The organism is Streptomyces sp. NPDC051104, assembly GCF_040682835.1.
GTDB lineage: Bacteria > Actinomycetota > Actinomycetes > Streptomycetales > Streptomycetaceae > Streptomyces > Streptomyces cynarae.
This window is the reverse complement of sequence record NZ_JBFBBS010000002.1, coordinates 116,505-136,102: the sequence shown is the minus strand read 5'-3', so window position 1 is coordinate 136,102 and position 19,598 is coordinate 116,505. Positions and strand designations below refer to the sequence as shown.

Here is a 19,598-nt window from a genome sequence, read left to right as displayed (position 1 = left end):
CGGGCTCGGCCTTCGGGTGTAGGCCTGAAGGGTGGTGACCTGCGTCACCGCCGGGCGGCCGCCGTGCGGGTGACGCCGTGTGAGATGGACGACATAGCCGCCTCTACGGCCGCGACGATCAGCGCGTCTACGGGCGGAACGCTCCCGGATGCGTCTGCTCGCGTACCGACACGTACTGCTGCCGTACGGCCTGGCCCACCGCGAGTTCCTCGCCCGGCTCCAGGACCTGGGCCGCCGCGCCCTGCCACGGGGGCGGGGTGCGCGGGTCGAGGGTGCCCTGGGAGACGCCGAGCGACCAGGCCGCCTGGCGGGCCGCGCCGATCGCCGCGTAGTCCGCCGGTTGGGGGACGACGACCTGCGCGCCGAACAGCGAGGGCGCCGCCGCCTGCACGGCGGGCAGCTCCGCGGCGGCACCCAGCAGAAAGATCCGCCGCACCTCCACGCCGCGCCCGCGCAGCACGTCGAGGGCGTCCGCGAGCCCGCACAGCATGCCTTCGAACGCGGCCCGCGCCACGTGCTCCGGCTTCATCGACTCGCGCCGCAGCCCGGCCAGGGTGCCCGCGGTGTGTGGCAGGTTCGGGGTCCGCTCGCCCTCCAGGTAGGGGAGCAGGACGAGCCCGTGCGAGCCGGGCGTCGACTTCATCGCCAGGTCGGACAGCGACTCGAGGTCCGGCAGACCGAGGAGTTCGGCGGTGCCGCGCAGGGTGCGCACGGCGTTCAGGGTGGTCACCACCGGCAGGTGCATGCCCGTGGCGTCCGCCAGCGAGGTGATCATCCCGGAGGAGTCGACGAGCGCCTCGGGGTGGACGGCCATCACGGACCCGGAGGCACCGAGCGAGACCACCGCGTCACCGAGCCCGATGCCCAGACCCAGCGCGGCGGCCATGGTCTCCCCGGTGCCGGCGGAGATCAGCAGCCCCTCCGGCGTCGTACCGGCCGCCTCGGAGGGGCCGATCACCTCGGGCACCATGGCCTGGTGGCCGAGGGCCAGCTCGACGAGGTCGCTGCGGTAGGTGCCGGTCGCCGCCGACCAGTACCCGGTCCCGGAGGCGCCGCCCCGGTCGGTGGTCCGTCTCACGGGGCGGCCGAGCAGCTGCCACACCAGCCAGTCGTGGGCCTGCATCAGCACAGCGGTACGGAGCGCGTTGTCGGGTTCCGTCTTGGCGAGCCAGCGCAGCTTGGTCACGGGCTGCGCGGCCTGTGGGACGCAGCCGACGGCCTCGGCCCAGGCATGCCGGCCGCCGAGCGCGTCGATCAGGTCGGCCGCCGCGACCTGCGCCCGCTTGTCGCCGCCGACCAGCGCGGGGCGCACGGTGGCGCCCTGGGTGTCGAGCGGCACCAGCGCGTTCGCCTGCGCGGAGACGCCGATGGCCTGCACGCCCTCCAGGAGCCCGCCGCCGGCCGCCTCCCCGAGCGACAGCAGCCAGGCCTGCGGGTCGATGTCGGAGGGACGGCCTCCCCCACGCTCGGCTCCGCTCGCGCGGGCGGTACCCCCATCCTCGGGGGTCTCCACCGGATGCGGCGCATACCCCTGCCTGAGCACGGCCCCCGTGTCCGTGTCGCAGACGACGATGCGAGTGAAATCGGGCGAACTGTCCAGCCCGGCGACTATCCCCATGGCGGAAATTCTGCCGTACGGAAGGGGGTGGACGTGCGCGCCGGGAGGAGCCGCGGGCCCCTCCCGGCGCGACAGTTCACCGGTCCCCGGGTCAGCTGTTGCTGGTGCCCCAGTCGTCCGGGCCGCTGCCGTTCGTGCCGCGTTCACGCAGTGAGCGCACACGGTCGGCGACCGAGTCGGGCATGTGGTCGCCCACCTTGGCCCCCACCGCGTGGAGGGCCTTCCCGGCGATCTCGCGGCCCTGGTGTGCGGCGGTCTCGGCGGTGTTGCGCACGGCAGGGTTCTGCGCGACCTGCCGGGCGGATTTCTTCAACTGCTCGTAACGCTCGCGCCCGGCCCGTGTTCCCAGCACATAGCCCAGGACCAGCCCGGCGACGAACGTGAGCCGATAGCGCATGGCGGCCATCCTTCCCTTGCGTCTGCGTCGTCCCTTGCGTGGGCGCCGGTGTCGGGGAGTACCGGTTGGCGGAGCACCCCCCTGCTTGCGCTAATGTATGTGTCGCAGCGAGCGAGCGCCCCCTGGCGGATACCCGGGGAGGTACGTTCGATGCAACGAGGCATTCCTCCGTAGCTCAATTGGCAGAGCAGCCGGCTGTTAACCGGCAGGTTACTGGTTCGAGTCCAGTCGGGGGAGCTCGGTCCTCCGTAGCTCAATTGGCAGAGCAGCCGGCTGTTAACCGGCAGGTTACTGGTTCGAGTCCAGTCGGGGGAGCATGCTGAACGAGGACCCTTCGGGGTCCTTTTTCATGTCCGGGGGAACCGCCGCGTCCGCGGCGAAGTCCTCAAGGTCATGAAGGGCCGCGGAAGACGACCATCCGAAGCAGGAGATCGTATGAGCGGCTATGCTGCGGCAGACGGCGCGCACACATGTACGCGACACGCCGTGACGGGGCGGTAGCTCAGCCGGTTAGAGCAGCGGACTCATAATCCGTCGGCCGTGGGTTCGAGTCCCACCCGCCCCACCAGTAACGCACCCTGACCTGCGGAAACGTCTCTTCAGTGCCTCTGGGTCACCTACTCGGTGCCAACGGAGAGAATCCGCTGCTCAGGGGTTCTGTCGGAAGCCGCAGAGAGTGGCCTGACTGATCTCGGCGTGGCTCTGACCTGCAGTGATGTGAGCGATCGGGTGCGCTGGAAACCACCTCGCGGTCTCCGTGCTCCAAGATCCAGTGGACGCATAGTGGACGCGAGGGCCTGGAGCTGAGTGCAGAGCGGCATGCTGGTTCGAGTAGGAACGGAGCACGCGGCTGGTACTGGTACCTGTCCCTGAGCCGCCACGCCGCCCGGCGTAGCCCGAGCGGTGCGGCCTACAGGTCGTCGGGTAGGAGCCGGAAGGCGGGATGGCCGGTCAGGGGGCGGACCATGCGGAAGTGATGGTCGGTGGTGAGCAGGGCGTCGGTGCGGTAGGCGGCGGCCAGGGCGACGTTCATGGCGTCGGTCAGTCCGATGCCTTTGCCGCCGTCGGCGTCGGCGTACCCCTCTGCGACCGCGATCGCCGCGCTCAGGTGTGCGCTGACAGGCGGTACCTCGAATCGGCGCGTCGCCACGTTGCGTTCGATGAACCGGGCCGCCGCCAGAGCTTTGCGGGCTCCGGCGCGTGTCGCGATCAGGTAGTCCAACTCGGCCAGAACCAGGGGGGAGATGACCAGGTGGCTGGTCGCTGCCAGTGCCTTTCTGTGCTGCTGGTGGCCGGTGAGGTTCGGGTCGAGCAGGCGGTACAGGCCGTTGGTGTCGGCGATGGCGATCAGTGTCACGCGCCCATCCCCTTGAGCGTGTCCTCGATCTCGTCGTCGGTGAGGTCGGGCAGGCCGAGGTCGGGCAGGCCGAGGTCGGGCAGGCCGAGGTCGGGAAGGTCGAGGTCGCCCATGGGGTCGGTGGGGTACGGGGGGATGTCGGTGTCACTTATCGGTACGACCCGTGCCACCGGGGTGCCGTTCTTGGTGACCGTGACGGTCTCGCCACGGGCTGCGGCGGCAAGGATCTGCGAGGACTTCTGGTTGAACTCGCGGGCAGTGGTCTCCATGTAGTACATGTTACTACACTAGGTCTCGGTGACGGCGCTGCCGGTCATTCGTGTCCAGCGGAACAGCCGAAGTGCGACTGCCGCTATCACAGCGGTGCATACGGCCGGGGCAGCCGAAGGCGCGATGAGCGCGGCGATGCCGCGGTCGCTCACGATGGTGTCGGCAGGTAGTTGCTCGCCTACTACCCGGACAAGGGGAACCCGAACGGCCCGGGGTCCTGGGCCACGCTGAAGAATCATCGCGTTTGCCGCATACGTCACCGTCGACGCCGTCCGCGCCCTCACCGGGGGGAAGGCCGCGACGTCTGGCAGGGCAAGGGCTGCTTTGCGTCACCCGTGGACTCTGCTGCGCAATTCGTTCAGGCGGAGAGTCGGTAGCTGAGCCGTTCGAGTCTGCTGCTGCGGCGGGTGCGGTCGAGGGGGCCGGTGGTCCAGTGGGCGTCGAGTCTGACGATGTTGAGTGCGGTGGCGGAGAAGGCGTGTTGGAGGCGGACTTTCGGCAGGCCGCGGTAGCGGGCCTGGCGGATGCCGGTGATGTCGATGGCCTGGTTGATGGTGCCCTCAACGCCGGCGCGGAGGGCGTACTTGTTCTTCCAGGTGTCGGTCTTCTGTTCGGCGCGGGCCCGGGCGAGGTTCTCGTGGAGTTCCTCGGGCCGCAGGGTGAGCATGCGGCGTCCGAGTTTCGAGGCGGTGCACTGCTGCTGGAAGGGGCACTCGCGGCAGGTCAGGACGCTGAAGGTGATCACGATGGCGTTTTTGCCATGCTGCTTGACGGGGTTCCAGTGGGAACTGGTCTGGCCGGCGGGGCAGCGGACCTGGCGAGTCTTCCAGTTGATGGTGAAGGCGGTCTTGTCGAAGCCGGCGGCGGCCTTGGCCTGCGCGGAGCGGTCCAGGAGGACCGGGGTGCCCATGTGGACGCCCTGCTTCATAGCCTTGGTGATCAGGTCAGCCGACGGGTAGCCGGAGTCGAGGTAGTGCTCGGCCGGCTTCACCCCGTGCTCGGCGAGCTTGTGCTGGATCGGCGCGGTCGCCTTCACGTCCGGCACCGTCGCGTCGGTGGTGTGCACATCGGTGATCAGGTTCGGCATCACCCCTGTCCCGGCGTCCGCGTCCGCGTCCGCGTCGGTGTCGGTGTCGGTGTCGGGGAGTGTGGTGCAGGTTTCCGTGAGATGGATCTTGTAGCCGCACCAGAAGAGATCGTCGCCCTTGGCCGCTCAGCGTGCGTCCGCGTCGTAGGGGGAGGCCAGGCGGAGTTGACCGGGCGGGACGCCGTCGTCGGCGTCCCGCTTCTTGATCACCTGCCGTCCCCGGGCGTCGCTGCGGATGATGTAGGTCTGCACCAGGACCTGCCGCAGCAGGGCCACGGCCTCGATCTCACGGATCCACGCCGGGGCGTCAGCAGCCCAGGCGGCCTGGCACAAGGCGAGGGCGTCCTGGCCGAAGACCTGGGCGAGGCGATCGCGCTTGGTCTGCGAGGGAGGCATCTTCCAGCCGTCGATCCTGGGCCCGTACCGCTCGGCGAACTCCGTCACGTCGATCTGCCCGGCCAGCCAGGCCGGGGCCGCGACCGCGAGGGCCTCCAGAGCCGCCCGCACACTCTCGCCGGCCAACTCCAGGCGGTTCAAGTCCCGCACCGCGCTGATCACATGGGTGGAGTCGGTTCGCTGCTTACCCCCGGCCGCCACCAGGCCGGCGTCCTTGCAGTGCTCCAGGAGCCGGTCGAAGACGACCCGTTCCATGCCGTTGTCCGCGAGCCGTGCCCGGAACCGGCATAGCACACTGGCGTCGAAGCCGATGTCCGTCAGTTCCACCCCGAGCGCGTATTTCCAGTCGATCGCCCGCACCGCCATCGCCGCGGCCTGCCGGTCCGTCAGGTCCTCCGCGAACTGCAACACCGTCACCAGCGACAACGCCCCCGGCGACAGTCCCGGCGCCCCGCGCACCCCGAACGCCTCCGTGAACGGCTCATCAGCGAAGACCTCCGCGAGGCGGTCCCGCACCCGTATCGCCAGGCTCCCCTTCGGGAACGCCGCCCGGGCCACCATCACGGTCTGCTCCGGGACCTCCGGCAGCCCCACCGGCCGCATCGACATGTCCTACCGCCTCCATGGCCGCACAACAGAAGAAGCGACCTCAGGAACGATCATCGCCGACCCACCCTCACCCCCGCAGCGAATTGCGCAGCGGAGTCCCCGTGGCCCCCACCTCCGCGGCTGACGTAGCCGCGGAGACGAGCGTCTGCGGCTGCCCCCGGGATGCGACTGCTGCTCCTGACAGACGGCGGCCTGACCGGTGGCGAACGCGGCTGCGGCTGACGGCCGGCTCCGATACGCCGCAGCGCGAGCGTAACTCACCAACAGGTCCGTCATCAGCGTCGGCTGAGCGTTCTTGGCAGCCGACTGCAGCCGGTCTCCGTTCTTACTGGCGTAGCCACCCGGCATCGGGAGGCGGGTCAGGGCAGGGCGATGCCGTCCAGTTTGCCTGCCTTGGCGTCGGCGACGATCGAGGAGAACTGGTCGGCGCTCATCTGGACGCGCTGGCCGAAGTCGTCGGTGAGGATGATCCGGCGGTCGTCCGTGGCGCTGGGGTCGACGAACAGTTGGGGGCAGCCGCAGTTGCAGTTGCCGCAGAACGTGGCGACGGGCTCCAGCCCGCTGGTGTCGGTCATGCTGCTCCACCTCCGTGGACATGGGGTTGCGGTGCTCCGTTGCCAGGGCCGGTGGCCGCGGGGGACTGTCCGGGAGATACCCGGCGCGGATGCGGCGGACGCGCGACCCCGTCGCGTGTGGGGGCGTGTGGGCGGACGGCGTACGCCTGTGCTCCTTGCTCTGCTTCCGGTGCTTCGATTTCGCCAAGGTGGCCGGGAACTGAACGGCCGCCGCCTCCGACTGGTTAAAGGGGTCGGATTGGCCAGGTGGTTCGTGGGCGGTGATGCGTATGCATGGGCGAGGGGAAAGATCTTCTTGCTGCGTGGCAGCATCGGGTGTCGTGAGTGTGTCCCTGCCGGTGCGGAGCGTGCGCGCGGCGGTGTTCGCCGTGCTGTGCGTGCTGCTCGGTGCCGGAGGACATGCCCTGGCGATGGGTGCGCCGCCGCCGGTGTGGGTGCAGGTCGCCGCGTTCGTGCCGGTCTTTGCGGGCGGCTGTCTGCTGGGCGGCCGGGAGCGGTCGCTGGCCGCGATCGGCGTGGGGACTCTGGCTGCCCAGGGTGGGCTGCATCTCCTCTTCCACGCCTTGCAGCCGCATCACGCGGCGATGGTCATGCACGGCACGCGGATGGCCCACGCGCATGCGCTGACGCAACACGCCACTGCCGCCCATGTCGGGGCGGCCTTTGTGCTGACCTGGTGGCTGCGGCGAGGCGAGGCGGCGCTGTGGTCGCTGCTGCGCGGGGCGGTCGCGTTCGTGCCGGGGCTTGCCGCCTGGTGGCAGGCTGTCGGCGGGTCGCGGGGAGTACCGGACGCGCACGGGCTCGTAGGTCGGGCTGCCGGTGAGCCGTGGTCGCTGAGGCAGGCACGGCTGAGGAATGTCGTGCACCGGCGGGGGCCGCCGATGGGGATGTCGTACGCGAGCTGACCCCCGACATCACTTTCTTCCGTACGGAGATCCCTCACCTCATGTCCAGGACCCGCACCACTCTGCGCCGCGCCGGCGCCGTCACCGCCCTGACCGCCGCCGGACTCCTCGCTGCCGCCGGCGTCGCCTCCGCGCACGTCACCGTCCACCCCGACAGCTACGCCAAGGGCGCCACCGACGGCGTCCTGACCTTCCGCGTCCCCAACGAGGAGGACAACGCGAGCACCAAGCAGGTCCAGGTGTTCCTGCCCACCGACCACCCCGTCCTCGGCGTGCTCGTCTCCCCGCAGGACGGCTGGACCGCCAAGGTCACCAACACCAAGCTCAAGACGCCGGTCAAGACCGACGACGGCACCATCACCGACACGGTCTCCGAGATCACCTGGACCGGCGGCAAGATCGACCCCGGCCACTACGAGGACTTCAACGTCGCCTTCGGTCAGCTGCCCGACGACACCGACCAGCTCACCTTCAAGACCCTGCAGACGTACTCCGACGGCAAGGTCGTGCGGTGGATCGGGGAGGCCCAGGGCGGTCAGGAGCCGGAGAACCCGGCACCCGTGCTCAAGCTCACCGCCAAGGCGGCAGAGGACGGCGGCAGCGCGACCGCCTCGTCGGCGAACCCGAAGACCTCCGACAGCTCGAAGTCGACCGCGTCGGACAGTGACTCGACCGCCCGCGGTCTGGGTGTCGCTGGACTGGTCGTCGGCGTGCTGGGGCTGGCCGCGGCGGTGTTCGCCGTCCTGCGCGGCCGCTCCGCTGGGTCCCGGGCCGATTAAAGCGGCGCCTGCCCTGCCGGCCGAAGACCCGTCGGCAGGGCACCCGTCTTTCGATGTGACGCGCGACGGATGAGAGTCGGTCGCGTACGGCCCGCTCCGCCGTCGGGTCAGACGGCGACCGGGTCGGTGACGCCGTACCCCGCCTCGACGATCGCCGCGCGCAGCCGCCCGTCGTCGAGATCCGTGCCGTGCACGGTGACGGAGTTCGTGGCGACGTCGACCACGACGTCGCTCACCCCGGGCACCTCGGAAACCTCTTCCCTGATGCTCGCCGCGCAGTGCTCGCAGCTGATGCCGGTGACGTTGTACTGCTTCTGGGCCATAGGGGAACTCCTGGGTGCCTAAGGGGCTTTGGGTGGCCTACGGATCCGCGGGTGCGGGTGTTCAGGCCGATGCCGTCACCTCAGAGGTCGGCTGAGCGGAGCACAAAGTTCCGCACAGCGCGCCTGCGCGTGCTGTCGGGGCATTCCGAACCGGCGGGCGGACGCCGGTTCCGATGCCGGGCATGAGGGAAGAGTGCCTCCAGGGAATGTACTTGGACCGCGTCGCGCTTTGGTGCGGATCACTGGCGAGGAGGACAGCCGGATGGCGGACCTTCGGCACGAATCCCCAGACCGGGCTGATGCGACATGGCCGTGGGAATCGGAGGCCAGGAAGGCTCGACACACCCGAATACGGGTCACCGGTGGAGCCTGGGTGCTCACCACAGCCACCTTGGCCGTCGCCGTCGGCGGGTACGGCTGGCTCGGCTACGCTGCCGGTGACGCTCTCGGTGCTCTGGTCGGCTGCGCTGCCGGGTTGGCGTTGAGCGGGTTGCTGCACGTGCTGATCGAGCTGGCGATGTCGGGTATGCCGCCGCGTAACCGCAGCCGGAGCAGGCCGCACGCGAGGCGTTCGGCGCACTGACTTTCTCCACTGCAGCGCGGAACCGCACAGGTCGAGCACTGACGTGACTCAGGCCACATGCAAGCTTCGGAACTCCATCCCCTGTGGCTCCGACTCCTGAACCGGTACGGCTCGAACCGAGTGGCGGCCGTGCGACGCGACCAGGAGACCTTGTGATCGATGAGTCCCGTCAACTCCTTGCCGGCGCGAGTGCGGTGCTGAGGAAACGGGTGCCGCCGCCCGCCTTGTGTGGCTTCCTCCTGCTGCTGGCGCTGATGTTCGCGGTGTCGTATGCCGTCGGCGCCGCCTATGGACCGGTCGCGCCCGGCATGCCCGGCACCCGCACCGGTTCCGGCGGTGGAGGCACCGTGCCGCACAGCGACAGTGGTGGCATGGGCGGCATGAGCGGGATGCACGGATGACGACCCCGGAGGCGGCGGCCGCCCTGACGACCACGGATCTGATCGTCGGCGGCATGACCTGCGCGGCCTGCGTACGGCGGGTGGAGAAGCGGCTGGCCAAGCTGGACGGCGTGAGTGCGACGGTCAACCTGGCCACGGGGCGTGCCCGAGTGAACCATCCGCCGGGCGTCACCCCGGCCGAGCTCGTAGCGGCAGTCGAGCGCGCCGGGTACATGGCTGAACTGCCCGCTAGCAGACAGCCGCGTTCGAGGGCCGGGACCGACTGGTCGTCACCGCGCTGCTCTCGCTGCCCGTACTCGTGCTGTCGATGGTGCCCGCCCTGCAGTTCCGGAACTGGCAGTGGCTGTGTTTCGTACTGGCCGCGCCGGTCGCGGTGTGGGGGGCGTGGCCGTTCCACGTGCGGGCGGTGCGAGGGCTGCGGCATGCGGCGGCGACCATGGACACGCTGGTGTCGCTGGGCGTGGTGGCGTCCTTCGGCTGGTCTTCCTATGCCCTCTTCCTCGGTGGCGCGGGCGACCCCGGCATGCGGATGTCCTTCAGCCTGCTGCCGTCCGCCGAGGTCGGCTACGGCAGCGCGCACATCTACCTGGAAGCCGTCGTCGCCGTACCGCTGTTCGTGCTGACCGGGAGGTTCCTGGAAGCACGAGCCCGGCACGGCACCGGGCAGGCGCTGCGGTCGCTCGCCGAGCTGGGAGCGAAGGACGTCGCTGTGCGGGAAGGCGAGCATGAACGACGTGTTGCCATAGGTGAGTTGCTGGTCGGGCAGACCTTCGTCGTCCGGCCGGGAGAGCGGGTGGCCACCGACGGCGAGGTGGTGGAAGGCAGTTCCGCAGTGGATGTCTCGCTGGTCACGGGCGAGAGCGAACCAGTCGAGGTCCAGCCCGGCTCGGCGGTCGTCGGCGGTGCCGTCAATGCGGGCGGGCTGCTGCTGGTGCGTGCCACGGCAGTCGGTGCCGACACTCAGCTGGCACGGATCACCCAGCTGGTGAACGAGGCGCAGGCGGGCAAGGCGCGTGCCCAGCGTCTGGCTGACGCGGTGGCGGGGGTGTTCGTGCCAGTGGTGCTGTCGATCGCCGTCACGGTGCTCGGCTTCTGGCTCGGTGCGGGAACCGATCCGCAGGCGGCCGTCACCGCGGGCGTGGCGGTCCTGGTCGTCGCCTGTCCCTGCGCGCTGGGGCTCGCCACTCCCACGGCGCTGATGGCCGCCACCGGCCGCGGCGCCCAGCTCGGTGTGCTGGTCAGCGGTCCGCAGGCGCTGGAGGCTCTGCGGCACATCGACACCGTCGTCCTGGACAAGACCGGCACCCTCACTACAGGGCACATGAGTGTCACGCAGGTCACGGAGGTGCCGGGCGGGATCGGCAAGGAGGCGGTCGTGCGTCTCGCGGGTGCCGTCGAGCAGGGCTCCGAGCATCCGCTGGGCCGGGCGATCGTCGCCTACTCCGGACGGCCGCTGCCCGAGGCGGCCGCCTTCCGGGCACTGCCCGGGCTGGGCGTGAGCGGCCGGGTCGAGGGCCGGCTGGTGGAAGTCCACTCGCCCGACAACGAGCTCCCTGAGCTGTTGGCCCGTGCCTTGGACGCGTGCGAGACGGCCCGGCACACGCCGGTCCTGGTGCTGGTGGACCGCGGGCCCGAGGCACTGATCGCGGTCGGGGACCTCGTACGACCGGGCAGTTACCGTGCCGTGGACCGGCTCCGGCGCCTGGGGGTGCGGCCGGTGCTGGCCACGGGCGACCGCGAGCACACCGCCCGCGCCGTCGCCGCCGAGCTGGGGATCGATGACGTACGGGCGCGGTGTACCCCCGAGGACAAGGCGGAGCTCGTACGGGCTGAGGGCGGAGGGGTGCCGGGTCGCGGTGATCGGCGACGGCGTGAACGATGCCGCCGCGCTGGCCGGTGCCGATCTCGGGATCGCCATGGGCAGCGGCACGGACATGGCCATCGGGGCCGCCGATGTGACCCTCGTCCGTGGGGACATCGAGGCGGTCGCGGACGCGGTCCGCCTCGCCCGCCGGACCCTCGGAACGATCCGGACCAACCTCCTGTGGGCGTTCGGCTACAACGCCGTCACCGTGCCGCTCGCCGCCGTGGGCCTGCTCAACCCCATGCTCGCGGCCGCCACGATGTCGGCCAGCTCCCTGCTGGTCGTGGGCAACAGCCTGCGGCTGCGCACCTGGCAGCCGAGCCGACCGAGGCGGACGGGTGGTGCGCGGTGACCGAACCGGCCGTTTGGCGACCGTCCTGGCGCCGACTCGCCGAGGCGTTCCTCGCCGCGCTCGCTCCCGTGGCGGCGTGTGTACTCGCGCTCGGCGGTCTCGCCGCCTGGACCGCCTCCGGGGCGGCGGGCAGTCCCGCGCGCGTCGAGGTCACGTCCGGGCGGGTGTTCCTCCCGTACGGGGACGGCGAGGAATCAGCCGCCTTCTTCCGGATCTCCAACTCGGGTGGCGCAGAGGACGAATTGACGGGTGTGACCTCGACCGCCGTGGACCGGGCGATGCTCGGCCGCAACACGACGACGAGCGGCAACGCCGGGTACATGCGCCCCGTGGAATCCGCCATCGTCCCGGCGGGCGGCATGCTGGCGATGTCACCGTGGGGCCCTGGACGTGAAGGTGACCGTGCGTGGGAAGTGGCGTGCCGGGGACCTCGTTCCGTTCGTGCTGCACTTTCGGCACAGCGGGCGGATCAAGACCTTGGCGGTGGTGGTACACCCAGGCACGGGCTGAGACCGGAAGCGGCGGAGACTTCGCGCACTCGTCTCTTCGCCGAGAATCGCCGGGAACTCATCGCCCTGCCCGTCCGACTCCTCTCGCAGAACGGACAGGAGGTGGGATGGACGGGCTGGATATGCGGATGCGCCAGGTCGCTTGCCGGCACGGTCGCGTAGAGGCCGTGCGCGAGGTAGATCTCGACATCGAGGCGGGCGAGCGGGTGGCGCTGACCGGGACCAACGGGTCGGGGAAGACCACGCTGCTACGTGCCGTGCTGGGCCTGCACCGTCAGGCCGACGGGGAGATCCTGGTCGGTGGCCGGGGCACCGGCGCGGCGGCCGAGTGGGCGTGGCGGCGCCGGGCGTGCGCCTGGATCCCGCAGAAGCCCGCAGTCGGCAGATTCCCGCTGCTGGGAAGCGAGTTGTTGGCGAGCGGTGGGGCACCGGCCGAAGCGGTGCAGGCGGCGGAGAAGCTGGGTGTCGGGTCGTTGACCGGCCGACCGCTGCACACGCTGTCGGGTGGCCAGTTGCAGCGCATGTATCTGGCGCGCGCGGTCGGCTGTGTCGCGGCCGGGGCGGGGGTGCTGCTGGCCGACGAGCCCACCGCCGCGCTTGACTTCGCCGGGCAGGAGGAGGCGGCCGACGTCCTGTTGTCGCTGCCGGTGACCGTCGTGGCCGTCACGCACGACCGGGCGCTGGCCGACCGCTGCGACCGAGTGCTGGAGATGGCCGCCGGCCGGCTCAGGGAGGTCCGGTGAACAACCTTGCCGCCGCCGACCTCGAAACGCTCCTGCAGCTCATACCCGTACAACGGGCCGGAGCCGCCCTGCTCTTGGCGGCCGTCGGCCTTCCGGTGATCGGTGTCGTGATCGTCGGGCTCGACATCATGCCGGTCCGGTTCGCGATGATGCACGTCGCGCTCCTGGGCATCGCGGTCGGACTGCTGACCGGGCTCGACCCCATGCTGTGCGCGCTGGTCGCCTGCGCCCTCGCCGGGGCAGGGGTCGCGCCGCTCGCCCGCACCCCGGACGGCCTATCGGGCGCGATGGGCCTGCTGATGAGCCTGGCGATCGCCGCCGCGCTACTCGTCCTGGCCGTGTCCGGCGTCAACGCGCAAGGTGCGTTCGCGCTGCTGTGGGGCTCGATCCTGTCGGTGGGCACGGCCGACCTGTGGCTGCTGGGCGTGCTCGCCGTCGTCGTACCGGCCCTGTTCTGGTGGCGCCGCCGCGACCTCGCGCTCCTGCTCTACGACCGTGAACTCGCCCTCTCCTCCGGGGTGCGCGTCGACAGGCTCACCCTCCTGCTGCTCGTGCTCGTCGCGGTGTCCGTCGCCGGCGCCCTCAAGCTGACCGGCGCGCTGCTCGTCGACGCGCTGACCCTCCTGCCCGCGCTCGCCGCCCGGCGGCTGGGCACGTCCCTGAAGTCCATCACCGCCTGGGCGGTCGGCATCGGCGTCGCCGTGAACCTCACCGGGTTCCTCGTCGCGCTGAAGCTCGACTGGCCGCCCGGGCCCGTGCTCGTCCTGACGGCCGGGGTCCTGGTCCTGGCCGTGCACCTCATCCCCGAACGGAGAATCCGCTCATGGCGCGCACCCGCGTCCGCACCGTCCGTGTCCCTTCCCTCGTCGCACTGAGCCTGACCACCGCGTTGACGCTGACGGCCACCGCCTGCGGCTCCGACAAGGCCGGCAGCGGCGACAGGACCTCGAAAAAGAACGGCGGCGGCCCTGTCGTCGTGGCCACCACCACCTGGGAGGGCGCCCTCGCCAAGGCCGCCGGTGCCAAGGACGTGAAGGTCATCGTCCCGTCGTCCGTGCAGCACGCTCCGGACTACGACCCCAAGCCGTCCGACCTCGCCGCGGTCGCGGGGGCCGACTTCGTGCTGTACGCGTCCTTCGAGCCGTACGCCAAGAAGATCAAGGACGCTGCCGGCTCGAGCGCGAAGATGGTCGAGATGAACCTCGACAACGACGTCGCCACCACGAGTGCGGACGTCACGCGACTGGGCAAGCTGTTCGGCACCCAGGATGCCGCCGCGAAATGGAACACCTCCTTCAAGAGCGAATACAGCGCGCTGCAGAAGGAGCTGAAGGCCGCATGGCCGGGCGGCAAGGCGCCGGCCGTCGTCGCGCAGGTCTTCTCCGCCTGGTCGGCGAAGATGGCGGGTGCGGACCTGCGCGGCACCTACGGTCCGCAGGCCGTGACCGCCAAGCAGCTGGCCGATCTGGAGACGAAGAAGCCGGCGTTCGTCCTGGACAACGTCCACATGACGACGGGCACGGTGCTGCCGGACTCCGGCGCGCGGCAGGTGGAGATCGTCAACTACCCGGGCAAGGACCTGGATCTGCTGGCGGTCTACAAGAACGCCGCGGAGACGATCAAGAAGGCGATGACCTCTTCCTGACCTGGGGTGCGTCGTGAGCGCGAGGCCGCCCGGAGGCTCCGGGCGGCCCGCTCTCGTGGGGGTCAGACTGCCTGCGCGACGGACCTCGGCGCCTGCGCCGAGGTCCGTCGCGCAGCTGCGCCCGGTCCGGCTTGCCCGCCGGGGTGAGCGGCAACTCCGGTACGACCAGGAGACGTTCCGGGTGCTTGCGCTGCTCCAGGCCGCGCCCGTCCAGGTGCGCGCACAGTTCCTCCAACGTGGGCGCCGCCTCGCCCCGCGGCACGACGCAGGCGGCCAGCCGCTCGCCCATCAGCGGATCGGGCACGCCGACGCACACCACGTCCCGTACGAGCGGATGTGCCGCCAGCTCTATCTCCACCTCGGCCGGGCTGATGTTGGCCCCGCCCCGGATGACGACGTCCTTCAGGCGCCCGACGATCCGCAGGTTCCCGTCCTCGTCGATGAGGCCGAGGTCGCCGGTGCGCACCCAGCCGTCGGCGGTGCGGTAGCGGGCGTCGAGGTCGGGGGCGGCGACGTAGCACAGCGGGGTCATCGGGCCGCGGGCGACGATCTCGCCGACTGAGCCCCGCGGCGCTTCCTGTAGTTCGGGGGTGCCGGGGACGGCGATGCATATGTCGGCGACGATCGGGTCCGGGTGACCGGCGAGGATGCCCGGTCTTTCACCGCGCAGGGGAGGGTCGGACAGCCCGGTGTGGCAGTTGACGCCGTCGGCCGAGCCGTAGAGGTTTACGACCGGGCAGCCGAAGACGCGCCGGGCCTCCTCGGCCGTGGCTTCGTCGAGCGGCGATCCGCCGACGATGACCGCCGTCGGGGGAGTGAACGCCGGATGGTGTCCCTCCGCGATCCGGTCCAGCATCATCCGGATCATGGTCGGTACCCCTAGGACATGGGTGGGCTCGTGCGCGGCGAGCGCATCCAGCGCGGCCTCGGGCGTGAAGTGGTCGAGCAGGACCAGCGTTCCACCGTGCCGGGCGAGCGTGACGGCGGTGCCGCTGCTACCGAAGGCGGAGGCCAGTGGTACGAGGAAGAGGCAGCGCGGCGGCTGACTGTCCGGCATGAGCGCGGCGAGGAAGTTGCCGCGGCCGCCGGCCAGCGCGTTGTGCGAGTACGCCACCATCTTCGGCTCGGCCTCGGATCCGGACGAGACCAGGATGCGGGCGGCGGAGTCGGGGTCGGGGCGGGCCGGCTTGAAGGACGTGGGGTCGGTGAGCAGCAGCGCGGAGAACGCGACTGTCCCCTCCGGGGCTCCGGGCCCGGCGGCGATCACCGTGCGCAGGGAGGGGAGTTCACCGGCGAGGGTGAGCAGATCGGCGGCGTGGTGGTTTCCGCGGTGCTCGGTGGCGGCGAGCACGGCGACCGCCTCTGCCCGGCGCAGCAGGGAGGCCGCCTCGCGAGTGCCGCGGCCGACGGGGAAGGGCAGCGCGATGGCACCCAGCGCGGCCAGCGCCAGGTCGGCGATGACGGCGTTGCGTCCGTTGGGGAGTTGTATGCCGACCACGTCACCGGTGCGTATGCCGAGCCCGGACAGACCGGCGGCCAGACATCGCGCCTTGCGGTCCAGGGCCGTGTAACAGAGCTTTCCCTTGGCGTCGATGACCGCGATGCGGTGCAAGTCGGCTACCTGGTGGGCGCGGTAGAGGCTGTAGAGATCCAAGTCCGGGCAGGTGCCGTCGACGGCCCAGGTGCGGCGCAGCTTGGCGGGCAGCAGGTCGTGCAGGTCCACGGTCATGCGAAGCTCCAGGGCTCGGGCACGGCGGGGGCGCCGTAGGCGTCGCGGTTGATCGGGCCGCAGGAGAGCAGGTCGGCGAGGTCGGTGACGACCGGGGCGGCGGCCAGGCCGCGGTCACGCAGCCGCTCCAGCGCCTGGTCTGTGGACAGCTCTCCGATGTCGTACGGGGCCGCAGACAGATCGGCTAGGGCAATCCAGCCGTCGGCGGTGCGCAGCGGGCGGCGAAACCCCGCCGGCCTGCGCGGGTCGAACCCCTGCGCGGCCCGGGCCCGATGGGGTGCGGTGAGTACGTCGGCGGCGCCGAGCAGCGACGAGTCGACGCGCACCCCCCGTTCGGTGCGCTCCCGCAGCAGCAGCCCCGCCAGGATCGACTCGGCACCGAGCAGACCGCCGAGCACGTCGAGCAGCGTCATCAGGGACGGAGCCGGCGGCTCGTCGGCGGGCCGCACCGCCTCGCCCACCCCGGTGCCGGCCTGCACCATGAAGTCGGTACCCATGGGGGCTTGGGACAGCCGGTCCGCCCAGCCGCTGGTGTACGCGTAGACGAGCGCGGGATTGGCGAGGGCCAGGTGCTCGCGGTCGAGGCCGAGACGGGCGGCCGTGCCCGGCGCCCAGTTGTGCAGGAAGACATCCGCGTCGGCGGCCATCTCGAGCAGCCGCTCCCGGTCGGCCGCGGACTTGATGTCCACTTCGACGGCCTTCTTGCCCCGGTTCAACGCCAGCCAGCGCGCCGAGACGCCGGAGCAGGCGGGCGGCATCCCGCGCAACGGGTCACCGCCCGGCGGCTCGATCCGGATCACCTCCGCTCCCAGCAGGCCGAGGAGATCGGCGGCGAGCGGGGCCTGGATACGCCGCCCGGCTTCCAGGACGGTGAATCCGGCGAGGGGCAGGCCGTCGGCGGAACTGCCGGGCACGTACGCCTCGTCGTAAGAGATCAGCTCCCAGGGCGCCGCACCGTCGTACTCGGCCGCCCGCTCGGCGAGCGACCGCAACGGGCACACATCGGCGCCGGACACCTCGGCGGCGTACCGGATCCGCTCCCAGGAGTTCGCCCGCGTCACCTCGTGCAACGTCTGCGGGAAGGGCGCGCAGGCCGTGGCATACCGGAACTGGAAGGGCCGCCACCCCCGGCGTATCGATTCCTCAGGGGCCTCCAGGGTGCGCCAGAACGACGCCCACACCCCCGGATCCAGCGTCTCCAGCTCGAAGACGATCCCGTCGGCCGACGTGAACGGCGGCCCGCCCGCAGCGAGCTCGATCGCCTCGTCCTCCTCGGCGCCGGCGGCGGCCAGGTACTGGGAGACCACGAGCAGCCCGGCCCGCTCGGCGCTGACCTCGACCTGTGTGACGTTCCCGCCGCGCGCCCGAGCCAGCAGCCCGGCCAGCAGGCCCTGCACGGCAAGCACGCCGGTGGCCGTGGCGGCGTAGTCGACGGCGAGACCGCGCGGGGCGCCGTCACGGCGGCCGTGCACGGCCATGATGCCGGTCGCCGCCTGGACAGTGGCCTCGTCGGTCGCGGTCTCTCCCCACGTGCTGCGGGCGGTGACACCACCGATGTCGCCTCCGATGACGGTGAGCCGGCCGCCGGAGCCGCCGTCGGTCTCAGCGCCCAGCAGCCGCAGATGCTCCGCGATGAGACCGTCCGCCGGGCCCGGCGGACCGTCGCCCTGCAGACGGAGACCGTCGAGTGGTCCGGCCGTCCGCGCGACGGCCGGTATGGCTGGAGTTGCCATGCCTCTCCTTTCCTGACGCGCGGGAACCCGGGGACGGTCGCCCCCGACCTGTTCCACGGAAGAGGGAGTCGGACGGCCGACGGCCGGGGTTCCCGCGGATCACGAGGAAAGTGACGGAGACCCGCATGGACGAGATCACCGGGACGCCCCACTGTCCGCCGGAGGCAACGGCGTTGAGGGATCATGTTGCGGAGTTCGTACGTGGACGGGTGATGCCTTGCGAGCCCGTACTGGACGCCGGCGGTGCGGAGGCCGCCGCCGTGCTGCGCAGGCTCCAGCGCGAGGCGAAGGCCGAAGGGCTGTGGGCGCTCCCGCTTCCCTCGGAACTCGGCGGCCAAGGGCTGCCGTTGCGGTCGTACGCCCATGTGGCCGAGGCCGAGGGAGCCAGCGACCACGGCCCTGCCGCCCTCGGCTCGGCACCCCTGCTCGACGCGTTGATGCTGTGGCGGCACGCCAGCCCGGCCGTCCGTGAACGGTACGCCGAGCGCCTGGTCACCGGAGACATACGGGCCTGCTACGCCATGACCGAGCCCGAGACGCCAGGCACCGACCCCTTCCTTACCACCACGCGCGCCGTACCCGCGGACGACGGAACCTGGCGGGTGGGCGGACGCAAATGGTTCACCAGCGGGGCGGCCGACGCCGACCTCGTCACGGTCCTCGCCCGCACGGACGGCACACCGCCGGACCGCGAGGGACTGTCACTGCTCCTGATACCGACAAACTCGCCGGGCTTCCGTGTGGTTCGTGAACTGCCGGTGCTCGGCGCGGGCGGGCAGTGGGAGATCGAGCTGGACGGGGTCGTGGTCAACGACGACCACCTGATCGGCGAGCACGGCAAGGCACTGGACGTCGCGGCCGAACGGCTACAACTCGGCCGCACGCTGCGCTGCCTACGCTGGCTGGGGCAGGCCGGGCGGGCCTTCCACCTGATGCGCTCACGCGCGACGACCCGTACCGGCTCCCGCGGCTCGCTCGCAGACCTTCAGCTCGTCCAGCGCCACGTCTTCGAGTCGCTGCTCGTGCTGCGCACGACCCGCCCGCTCGTGTACGAGGCCGTGGCCCGCCTGGACGCCGGACTCGACGCGCACGTGGAGGTGGGTCTGGCCAAGGTGGCGGCCGCCCGCACTCTCCAGCAGGTGACCGATGCGGCGATCCAGGTACACGGTGCTGCGGGCCTCGGTCCGGACACTGCTCTGCCCGCGCTGTTCCGCACCGGCAGGGCGGCCCGGATCCTCGACGGCCCGGACGAACTGCACATCACCTCGGTCGCGCGCCGGGTGCTGCGTGCCCCCTAGATTTCGTGGGGATCGATGAGGCCGGTGAGGGCGGCGAGCGCGTAGGCGAGGAAGTAGTCGCCCCAGATCAGCTCGTGCCGTGTCGCCGTTCCTGAGGTGAGGTCGTAGCAGCCGTCCAGGAGTCGGCCGTCGCTCGAGAGATGGCTGCGGAGCAGTTCTTGCAGCACCTGGACGGCCCGTTCACGTCGGCCGAGCTTGAACAGGGCCACCGCGGATATGGCGGCGGCGGAGGTGTCGAGGGGGCCTCGCGGGCGGGTCTCGTCCGCGGGCGGGACGGCATGGGCCGCAATCAAGTGGCGTGCGACATGTGCCAGGTCATCGGCGCCGAGACGGTGTACGGCGTCGGCCACGGCCAGCAGCAGCCAGGCCCGGCCCCGGCTCCAGCCAGGCGGCGGATCGTCGCACGGGACCCAGCGCGCAGGGCG

20 protein-coding genes, 3 tRNA genes and 1 pseudogene are annotated in these 19,598 nt (G+C 71.2%); 13 read left to right on the top strand and 11 right to left on the bottom strand.

Annotated elements, in window-relative coordinates:
- Nucleotides 1-127 precede the first annotated feature (127 nt).
- Both AB0N14_RS05335 and AB0N14_RS05330 read right to left on the bottom strand, forming a co-directional pair.
- Nucleotides 128-1,618, bottom strand: coding sequence for an FGGY family carbohydrate kinase (locus AB0N14_RS05335; RefSeq protein WP_366024379.1), 1,491 nt, complete (start codon nt 1,616-1,618; stop codon nt 128-130).
- 91 nt (nt 1,619-1,709) lie between these two features.
- Nucleotides 1,710-2,015, bottom strand: coding sequence for a YtxH domain-containing protein (locus tag AB0N14_RS05330; RefSeq protein WP_200417236.1), 306 nt, complete (start codon nt 2,013-2,015; stop codon nt 1,710-1,712).
- 164 nt (nt 2,016-2,179) lie between these two features.
- Here AB0N14_RS05330 and AB0N14_RS05325 point away from each other — a divergent pair.
- The 3 genes from AB0N14_RS05325 (at nt 2,180) to AB0N14_RS05315 (ending at nt 2,583) form a co-directional block, all read left to right on the top strand.
- Nucleotides 2,180-2,252, top strand: a tRNA-Asn gene (locus tag AB0N14_RS05325).
- 5 nt (nt 2,253-2,257) lie between these two features.
- Nucleotides 2,258-2,330 (top strand) — tRNA-Asn (locus AB0N14_RS05320).
- Nucleotides 2,331-2,506: 176 nt separating this feature from the next.
- Nucleotides 2,507-2,583 (top strand) — tRNA-Ile (locus tag AB0N14_RS05315).
- Between the two features lie 342 nt (nt 2,584-2,925).
- On the opposite strand, the gene AB0N14_RS05310 is transcribed toward AB0N14_RS05315, so the two are convergent.
- From AB0N14_RS05310 to AB0N14_RS05290, 5 genes are all read right to left on the bottom strand, one after another.
- Nucleotides 2,926-3,372, bottom strand: a complete 447-nt coding sequence (locus tag AB0N14_RS05310) for a PIN domain-containing protein (RefSeq protein WP_366024378.1) — start codon at nt 3,370-3,372, stop codon at nt 2,926-2,928.
- Nucleotides 3,369-3,641: a type II toxin-antitoxin system Phd/YefM family antitoxin gene (locus AB0N14_RS05305; protein ID WP_366024377.1), complete on the bottom strand. Its 273-nt coding sequence runs from the start codon at nt 3,639-3,641 to the stop codon at nt 3,369-3,371. The genes AB0N14_RS05310 and AB0N14_RS05305 overlap by 4 nt, the downstream gene beginning before the upstream one ends.
- Before the next feature lie 359 nt (nt 3,642-4,000).
- Entirely contained in the window at nt 4,001-4,729 is a 729-nt protein-coding gene (locus AB0N14_RS05300; RefSeq protein ID WP_366024376.1) for a transposase, read from the bottom strand.
- Nucleotides 4,730-4,855: 126 nt separating this feature from the next.
- The gene (locus tag AB0N14_RS05295; protein WP_366024375.1) at nt 4,856-5,734 is read right to left on the bottom strand and encodes a transposase; all 879 of its coding nucleotides are present in this window, start codon (nt 5,732-5,734) and stop codon (nt 4,856-4,858) included.
- A gap of 359 nt (nt 5,735-6,093) precedes the next feature.
- The gene (locus AB0N14_RS05290; RefSeq protein WP_366024374.1) at nt 6,094-6,309 is read right to left on the bottom strand and encodes a hypothetical protein; all 216 of its coding nucleotides are present in this window, start codon (nt 6,307-6,309) and stop codon (nt 6,094-6,096) included.
- A 320-nt stretch (nt 6,310-6,629) separates the two neighbouring features.
- Between AB0N14_RS05290 and AB0N14_RS05285 the strand changes: the two genes are divergently transcribed.
- Both AB0N14_RS05285 and AB0N14_RS05280 read left to right on the top strand, forming a co-directional pair.
- Nucleotides 6,630-7,214: a hypothetical protein gene (locus tag AB0N14_RS05285; RefSeq protein WP_366024373.1), complete on the top strand. Its 585-nt coding sequence runs from the start codon at nt 6,630-6,632 to the stop codon at nt 7,212-7,214.
- A 41-nt stretch (nt 7,215-7,255) separates the two neighbouring features.
- Nucleotides 7,256-7,993 carry a YcnI family protein gene (locus AB0N14_RS05280; RefSeq protein ID WP_366024372.1) on the top strand — a complete coding sequence of 246 codons (738 nt, stop codon included), beginning with the start codon at nt 7,256-7,258 and terminating at the stop codon, nt 7,991-7,993.
- Nucleotides 7,994-8,100: 107 nt separating this feature from the next.
- Here the strand turns inward: AB0N14_RS05280 and AB0N14_RS05275 are convergent, their stop codons facing one another.
- On the bottom strand, nt 8,101-8,316 hold the full coding sequence (locus AB0N14_RS05275; RefSeq protein ID WP_366024371.1) for a heavy-metal-associated domain-containing protein: 216 nt from the start codon (nt 8,314-8,316) through the stop codon (nt 8,101-8,103).
- A gap of 373 nt (nt 8,317-8,689) precedes the next feature.
- Here AB0N14_RS05275 and AB0N14_RS05270 point away from each other — a divergent pair, with 373 nt between their 5' ends.
- From AB0N14_RS05270 to AB0N14_RS05240, 7 genes and pseudogenes are all read left to right on the top strand, one after another.
- On the top strand, nt 8,690-8,899 hold the full coding sequence (locus AB0N14_RS05270) for a hypothetical protein (protein ID WP_366024370.1): 210 nt from the start codon (nt 8,690-8,692) through the stop codon (nt 8,897-8,899).
- Nucleotides 8,900-9,054: 155 nt separating this feature from the next.
- Entirely contained in the window at nt 9,055-9,300 is a 246-nt protein-coding gene (locus AB0N14_RS05265) for a hypothetical protein (RefSeq protein WP_366024599.1), read from the top strand.
- A pseudogene (locus AB0N14_RS05260) lies at nt 9,297-11,516 on the top strand (heavy metal translocating P-type ATPase). Before AB0N14_RS05265 ends, AB0N14_RS05260 begins: the two are co-directional and overlap by 4 nt.
- Nucleotides 11,513-12,187, top strand: coding sequence for a copper chaperone PCu(A)C (locus AB0N14_RS05255; RefSeq protein WP_366024369.1), 675 nt, complete (start codon nt 11,513-11,515; stop codon nt 12,185-12,187). Before AB0N14_RS05260 ends, AB0N14_RS05255 begins: the two are co-directional and overlap by 4 nt.
- Nucleotides 12,133-12,768 (top strand): ABC transporter ATP-binding protein, encoded by a 636-nt coding sequence (locus AB0N14_RS05250; protein ID WP_366024368.1) that lies wholly within the window; start codon nt 12,133-12,135, stop codon nt 12,766-12,768. Before AB0N14_RS05255 ends, AB0N14_RS05250 begins: the two co-directional genes overlap by 55 nt.
- Entirely contained in the window at nt 12,765-13,643 is an 879-nt protein-coding gene (locus AB0N14_RS05245) for a metal ABC transporter permease (protein WP_366024367.1), read from the top strand. The genes AB0N14_RS05250 and AB0N14_RS05245 overlap by 4 nt, the downstream gene beginning before the upstream one ends.
- Nucleotides 13,592-14,413 carry a zinc ABC transporter substrate-binding protein gene (locus tag AB0N14_RS05240; protein ID WP_366024366.1) on the top strand — a complete coding sequence of 274 codons (822 nt, stop codon included), beginning with the start codon at nt 13,592-13,594 and terminating at the stop codon, nt 14,411-14,413. The genes AB0N14_RS05245 and AB0N14_RS05240 overlap by 52 nt, the downstream gene beginning before the upstream one ends.
- On the opposite strand, the gene AB0N14_RS05235 is transcribed toward AB0N14_RS05240, so the two are convergent.
- On the bottom strand, nt 14,388-16,142 hold the full coding sequence (locus AB0N14_RS05235) for a class I adenylate-forming enzyme family protein (RefSeq protein WP_366024365.1): 1,755 nt from the start codon (nt 16,140-16,142) through the stop codon (nt 14,388-14,390). The genes AB0N14_RS05240 and AB0N14_RS05235 overlap by 26 nt on opposite strands.
- Nucleotides 16,139-17,875, bottom strand: coding sequence for a CoA transferase (locus AB0N14_RS05230; RefSeq protein WP_366024364.1), 1,737 nt, complete (start codon nt 17,873-17,875; stop codon nt 16,139-16,141). The genes AB0N14_RS05235 and AB0N14_RS05230 overlap by 4 nt, the downstream gene beginning before the upstream one ends.
- A gap of 125 nt (nt 17,876-18,000) precedes the next feature.
- Here AB0N14_RS05230 and AB0N14_RS05225 point away from each other — a divergent pair, with 125 nt between their 5' ends.
- Nucleotides 18,001-19,173 carry an acyl-CoA dehydrogenase family protein gene (locus AB0N14_RS05225; protein WP_366024363.1) on the top strand — a complete coding sequence of 391 codons (1,173 nt, stop codon included), beginning with the start codon at nt 18,001-18,003 and terminating at the stop codon, nt 19,171-19,173.
- Here the strand turns inward: AB0N14_RS05225 and AB0N14_RS05220 are convergent.
- Entirely contained in the window at nt 19,170-19,523 is a 354-nt protein-coding gene (locus tag AB0N14_RS05220; RefSeq protein WP_366024362.1) for a hypothetical protein, read from the bottom strand. The genes AB0N14_RS05225 and AB0N14_RS05220 overlap by 4 nt on opposite strands.
- Between the last annotated feature and the right edge of the window lie 75 nt (nt 19,524-19,598).